A 4,692-nucleotide genomic window follows, 5' to 3' on the forward strand; every position below is an offset into this window, starting at 1 on the left:
CCACGGTTCGGGGGGAGTTGATGGTTCGGGGGTCTTCGGGGGTGCCGCGGAAGTAGGACGGGGCCTCGAAGTGGAGCGGTGCGGTCGCGAGTCGCAGCTCAGCGGCATCACCACGCGGGCCCCCGACCTCAGTGGTCCCGGACGCGGGCGTGCAGATGCATGTCGTGCCGGCCGTCGTCGTGCACGGCGGCGCTGCGCTTGGTGCCTTCCAGGAGGTAGCCGGACTTGGTGGCGACCCCGCACGAGGCGTGGTTGCGGGTCGAGTGGTCCAACTCCAGCCGGTGGAAGCCGATCTCGTCCAGGGCCCAGGCGGTGAGCGCCCCGAGGCCGCGCGAGGCGACACCGGCGCCGCGGGCGGCCGGGAGCACCCAGTAGGCCACGCCTGCCGTGCCGTCGTCGAAGTCCAGGCCGCGCAGCGCGATCCGGCCGAGTACCTCGTCGCCGTCGCGGGTGATCGCCCAGTGGCCGCCCGTCTCCTGTCTCCAGTCCTGGCGGTATGCCTCGAACCACTCCCGCACCTGGCCCTCGCCGGACGGCCGACGCGTGTGCCAGCGGCGGATCTCGTCGTCCTGGTAGGCCGCCAGGAACGCCGGTGCGTCGATGTCGTCCCAGGGGCGCAGCAGCAGGTCCCCGGTGGCGGGGAGCACGGGTTGGGCGGAGCCGCCGAGCAGGCCGGAGGCGATGACGGGCGGTGTCGACAGAGCGCGAGTCATGCGTCATGGTCGCCCGAGGCCGACCGGTCACGTCAACCTCGTAGGCGCCGCCCTTCACGGACGAAGCGGAACTCCTGAAGTCCCGGCGCCCTCGGCCGACTTGCTTGCGCCCTCCGTTGTCAGTGCTCCCCCATATCGTCCCGTCATGGTCTTCTCCCTGCCCCACGAACTGCCCCTGCCCTCCGGTCGCTTCGAGTCGCGTGGGGAGGTGGAGGTGTGGTTCTCCGACGAACTGCCTGAGGATCTCGTGGAGTTGTGGCCCCGGCTGCTGGAGTCGGCCGAGGTCACGGGGCTGTATCCGTTCATCTGCTGGCCGGACAACCATGGCAGGCCCGAGGACTTGGGCGAGGTCGACGCGATACGGCTCGACACCGTGCTCGCGGCGGACTTCGCCGAGTACCGGAGCCGACGGCTGCCGTACTGGTCGAATCCGCCGGCGGCCGACGCACTGCCGGACGACCACGATCCGGACGACATCGCGCCCTGGCCGCACGACCCGGGGCCGCCCTTCGAGAGCTGGCCCGGGCTCGCGGCGGCCGGGCCGGTGAGCGGTGCCGGGGTGAGTCCGGCGGAGGCTGCGCGGTGGGCCGTAGCGGATGTTCTACGCACCGAACCGTTCGTGCGCACCTGCTCCCTCGCCCTTGTGCCCGCCCGCCGCGGCGCCGACGTGCCGGCGATCCTCGGGTGGGCCGCCGAGGCGTCGCTTCCCCTGCTGTGTGCGCTGTTGCGGAGCTGGGAGGAGCGGTTCGGGGCGCGGGTCGTGTCGGGGTTCGGGAGTGCGCTGACCGTGTCGGTCGCCCGGCCGCCCCTTGATGTCCCGCACGCGGAACGACTCGCCCTGGAACATGTGCTGTCGACCGCCGACAACATCGTGGACGACCCGCCGACGCCGTTCCCGGAGTACGCGGAGGGGCTGGTGGGGCTGCACCAGTGGCGGTTCTGGTGGGACTAGGACCACACATCGAGCCACTGCTCGGCGCCGTATGCCTCGCGCCGGTCATGGACACCCGTGCGGATCCGTGGAGACCCATGGACGCGCGGCCCTCCCGGGTACTACCGTCAGAACCGCAATACCTCTGACTGAGTCAACTACCCTGAGCGAGCACCGGGGATCGATCATGACCGTCCAGGACATCCGCGCCTTCAACCGTTTCTATACGAACGTCATCGGCGCCCTCGACTACAGCCGTCACCTCTACGCCCCCTTCACCCTCACCGAGTCCCGCGTCCTGTACGAACTCGCGCACTCGCCGCGCACGGACGCCGCCGATCTCCGTTCCGAACTGTCGCTGGACGCCGGGTACTTGAGCCGGATCCTGAACCGGTTCGAGCAGGACGGGCTGATCGAGCGGGCGCCCTCGCAGCGGGATCCGCGGCGGCGGCAGGTCACGCTCACCGTGCGCGGGCGGGAGACCGCCGACCTGTTGGCCGAGCGGGCGGACGAATCCGTCGGGGCGCTGCTGGCGACCGTGCCGGACGCCGACCGGCCGCGGCTCTCCGAGGCCCTGCACACCGTACGGACGATCCTGTCGGACGGGCCCCCGCCCACCCGGACCGGCGAGGTCGTGCTGCGGGAGCCGGGGCCCGGTGATCTCGGGTGGATCGTGCAGCGGAACGCGGCGCTGTACGCCGCCGAGTACGACTTCAACGCCGACTACGAAGGGCTCGTGGCGCGGATCGTCGCCGATTTCGCGGAGGATCACGATCCACATCTGGAGCGGGTGTGGATCGCCGAACTGGACGGGCGGCCGGTGGGGTGTGTGATGTGCGTGCGCGACGACGCCCCGGGGACCGCCCGGCTGCGGCTGCTGCTCGTCGAGCCCGACGCCCGCGGGCATCGGATCGGCGACCGACTCGTCTCGGCGGTCGTCGAGTTCGCGCGCGGTGTCGGCTATCGCGACCTCGTGCTGTGGACGAACGACATCCTCGGCGCCGCCCGCCGCGTCTACCAACGGCACGGGTTCGTCCTCGTCGCCGAGAAGCCGCACCGCTCCTTCGGCCAGGATCTCGTCGGCCAGGACTGGCGCCTCGACCTGCACGGAACCGGTGAGTGACGAGTAGGGTCCCGAGTATGAAGCTCGCCTTCTCCACCCTCGGTGTCCCGGGCCTCCCCATCGCCGACGTGCTGCACCTCGCCGTCACGCACGGCTACCACGGCGTGGAGCTGCGCGCGCACCCGGAGGAGCCCGTGCACCCCGGTATCGACGCCGGCCGACGGGCCGACGTGGTCCGCGAGTTCAAGGCGGCCGGCGTCGAAGTCCTGGGCCTCGCCGGGTATCCGCGGGTGGCCGCGCCGGGTGACGACGACGTCGTACTCGCGGAGATCCGTGAACTGCTGGAGCTGGCACGGGACTTGGGCGCGCCCTTCGTCCGCGTGTTTCCCGGCGGCGGCACCGAGCAGCCCGTCGAGGAGGCCGACGCCACGGCCGCGCGGCGGCTCGGTACCGCCGCGGAGTGGGGCGCCGACCTCGGCGTACGGGTGCTGCTGGAGACCCATGACTCGCACCGGACCGGTGCGGACGCGCTGCGGGTGCTCGGGCCGGTCGGGCATCGGCAGGTCGGCGCGCTGTGGGACGTCATGCACACCTGGCTGGGCGGCGAGCAGCCGTCGGAGACGCTCGCTGCGCTCGGGCCGTATCTCGGATACGTCCAGGTCAAGGACATCGCCTCGGCCGACGACACCACCCCGCTGCCGCTCGGCGCCGGTGCGCTCCCGCTCGCCGAGTGCGTCGAGGTGCTGTCCCGGCACGAGTGGGACGGCTGGCTGTGCTGGGAGTACGAGAAGCGGTGGTACGAGGGCATCGCGCCGCTGCCCGAACTGCTCGCCGCCGGTCACGATCACCTGGCGCGGCTGCTCAACGACTCGGCGTAACGTCACGCCCCGGCCGGGGATCACGGCCAAGCAGCCGCCCGCGCGTATACGCCGACGTATACTCACCCTCATGTCCGATGCCATGATTCGTGTGCCCGCCGAGGTGCGAGACCGCCTTGCTGTCCTCGCCGAGTCCCGGGGTACGTCGATCCGCTCCCTTGTCCAAGAGTTCGCGGAGACCACACTCACGGATGAGGAGCGGCGTGAGCGGGCCGAGCGGACGCGTGCCTATCTCGCCGAGCACTTCGGGGTCGAGGTGACGGAGGAAGAGAGCGCGGCGATGGGCCGCAAGTTGCGTGACGCCCTCTCCCGCGAGCAGGGCATGGCCGCGTGATCCAGCACCATCTCGTAGTGGACACACCCACGATCCTCGCGCTGTCCGGCAATCGCCAGGTGTCCGCGCTGATCCACCGGGCTCACTTCGAGCCCGAGACCCGTCTCTGGGCCCCCGTCCTGTCGATTCTCGAAGCGGACGCAGAGCACCTGGGGATCGCCGAGCACATCGGCCAGCTCGACGTCATCCACACCGTCGACCTCGACTACCCGGCGATGCTGGCCGTCACCCGGCTGCGCCGCGATGGCGTTCCGCCGGGGATCGCGGCCGCCATCCACGCGGTACGGCACCTTCCCACGTGGGGCGCGGACGCACTGCTCGCCACCGTCGCCCCGAAGGCGTATGAGGGTCGGGGCCTGCCCGTGCTCGACCTCAACCGATAGGCACGGCAGGTCGGCCTGTGTGCGCGGCGCGCCGCTCACCGACCTGCCGTGCTGCTGCTCGGCGCGAGTACGTGGGGTGCGGCGCTGGCGGCCATCGGGCTGATGACGAACCCGTGGGCCGGTCTCGCCCTCCTCGCCCTGGCCGGCGCCGCCGACGCCTGCTCGGTGATCTCCCGCAGCACGATCGTCCAGACCCACACCCCGGACGCCCTCCTGGGCCGCGTCACCGCCGCCGAACAGATCGTCGGCCAGGCGGGCCCCAACCTCGGCAACCTCCGCGGCGGCCTGCTCGCCGGCTGGACCTCCGGGGCGACGGCACTGTTCACCGGGGGGTTGTTGTGTGTGCTGGCGGTGATGGGGGTGGGGGCGACGACGCCTGCGCTGCGGGCG

Annotated in this window: 6 protein-coding genes and 1 pseudogene; 6 read left to right on the top strand and 1 reads right to left on the bottom strand. The window is 71.6% G+C overall.

The genetic code is table 11. The features are described from left to right. Positions 1-128: 128 nt before the first annotated feature. The gene (locus JHN63_RS48100; RefSeq protein WP_200691455.1) at positions 129-713 is read right to left on the bottom strand and encodes a GNAT family N-acetyltransferase; all 585 of its coding nucleotides are present in this window, start codon (positions 711-713) and stop codon (positions 129-131) included. 145 nt (positions 714-858) lie between these two features. Between JHN63_RS48100 and JHN63_RS48105 the strand changes: the two genes are divergently transcribed. From JHN63_RS48105 to JHN63_RS48130, 6 genes and pseudogenes are all read left to right on the top strand, one after another. After that, positions 859-1,665, top strand: coding sequence for a DUF4253 domain-containing protein (locus tag JHN63_RS48105; RefSeq protein WP_200691456.1), 807 nt, complete (start codon positions 859-861; stop codon positions 1,663-1,665). 166 nt (positions 1,666-1,831) lie between these two features. Beyond that, a complete protein-coding gene (locus JHN63_RS48110; RefSeq protein WP_200691457.1) occupies positions 1,832-2,767 on the top strand; it encodes a bifunctional helix-turn-helix transcriptional regulator/GNAT family N-acetyltransferase in 936 nt (311 codons plus the stop codon). A gap of 17 nt (positions 2,768-2,784) precedes the next feature. After that, positions 2,785-3,585: a sugar phosphate isomerase/epimerase gene (locus JHN63_RS48115; protein WP_200691458.1), complete on the top strand. Its 801-nt coding sequence runs from the start codon at positions 2,785-2,787 to the stop codon at positions 3,583-3,585. 70 nt (positions 3,586-3,655) lie between these two features. Next, positions 3,656-3,919: a hypothetical protein gene (locus JHN63_RS48120; protein WP_200691459.1), complete on the top strand. Its 264-nt coding sequence runs from the start codon at positions 3,656-3,658 to the stop codon at positions 3,917-3,919. 17 nt (positions 3,920-3,936) lie between these two features. Beyond that, a complete protein-coding gene (locus tag JHN63_RS48125; protein WP_307782166.1) occupies positions 3,937-4,302 on the top strand; it encodes a hypothetical protein in 366 nt (121 codons plus the stop codon). Between the two features lie 63 nt (positions 4,303-4,365). After that, positions 4,366-4,692: pseudogene (locus JHN63_RS48130) on the top strand (MFS transporter); the annotation flags it as partial.

The sequence above is a fragment of the Streptomyces sp. MBT65 genome (assembly GCF_016612545.1).
Lineage (GTDB): Bacteria > Actinomycetota > Actinomycetes > Streptomycetales > Streptomycetaceae > Streptomyces.